At 49.3% G+C, this 1219-nt stretch carries 2 protein-coding genes; both read left to right on the top strand.

Translation table 11 applies throughout. From position 1 onward, the window contains the following. Positions 1–73: 73 nt before the first annotated feature. Positions 74–877 (top strand): MobC family replication-relaxation protein, encoded by an 804-nt coding sequence (gene mobC, locus J5224_RS28760; protein WP_264628505.1) that lies wholly within the window; start codon positions 74–76, stop codon positions 875–877. Continuing rightward, positions 870–1219 (top strand): DNA methyltransferase (locus J5224_RS28755; RefSeq protein ID WP_264628504.1); only part of this gene is annotated, 350 nt, incomplete at its 3' end. The genes mobC and J5224_RS28755, both read left to right, overlap by 8 nt.

The raw sequence follows: 1219 nt of genomic DNA, 5'->3' as shown, positions 1-1219 counted from the left end.
AACATAAAAGAAACCTGCATAGCGAAAAAGAAAGCCCAATTCACAAACCCTCCATTAACCTATGAGGCTATCAATGCTTGTTCATAATGTTGCTGAAAGAAATGAAGCCGCGAATCGGAGAATGCGGGCATTGCTGTATTTCCTCAAGGAAGAAACATTCTCTGATTTCCGGACCTTAAAAAGAGTTGTCGGTTATAAAGGTAAACATAACCATGCGATGTATAACCTGCTGAATAAAGCGGTTTCAATGGGTCTCCTAAATAAACATGAGTATCCAGTATTGACCGGGAAAAAATCATTGTGGGGGATCACCATGCAGGGACTGGCAATGGTGGTTAGTGCTAATGACAAGGTTTTCCCTGCCTATTTTGAGCCGGGCAAACTCAAAAACTCGACGCTGGAACATCGCCTGTTAAACCAGCGGGTCAGGATCGCCCTGGAGGAAAAAGGCGGCACAGGCTGGCTTAATGGCGACCGGGGAGAGTTTATGGCGCGGTACCCAGGTATCCGGCACCGACCGGACGGCATTATTACCTTAAGCAGCGGTGCCATCGTCGCAGTGGAAACAGAGCGGTCAATGAAAACCTGCGCACGTTACATCAGCATTATTGGCAGTCATCTGGCAGCCAGCGACGCCGGTCGCTGGCACTATGCCATGTATGTGATGCCGGATAATAAAACTAAAGAATCGCTGGTCAGGCTGTTTGTCAGTATCAGAACGGTGATGAGAAACAGTGTTCCTGTTTCGTTTGATGCGAAGCAACGCGAGATGTTCCTGTTCCGCACCCTTGATGAACTGGAAAATAGTGTCAGTGATAAACAGGGGGGCCCCTCTTCATCAGTTGGTGACGATGTCGGGAGGGAACGCCATGCATGACATTTTGAACCATGGCGACTGCCTGGAGGTTCTGCGCAATATGCCGGACAACTCTGTGGACAGCATAGTGACCGACCCGCCATATGGTATTAAATTCATGGGGAAAACGTGGGACTATGATGTCCCTTCACAAGCCATCTGGGAAGCGTGTCTGCGCGTACTTAAACCCGGTGGTCATTTGCTGTCTTTCGCGGGATCCCGTACTCAACACCGGATGGCAGCGCGTATTGAGGATGCGGGCTTTGAAATACGTGACATGATCGTATTTCTCTACGAGACCAGCAATGCTGCTCAGGTCCTCATTGAAAGTTTGTCGTCGGACCAGCTCAAATTGCTGGACGC

The sequence above is a fragment of the Candidatus Symbiopectobacterium sp. NZEC135 genome, from assembly GCF_025962695.1.
This window is presented reverse-complemented; position numbering and strand designations above follow the sequence as displayed.

Bases quoted from the DNA above. Each gene is read 5' to 3' on its own strand.
- mobC (WP_264628505.1), top strand. From the start codon at position 74: ATGCTTGTTCATAATGTTGCTGAAAGAAATGAAGCCGCGAATCGGAGA.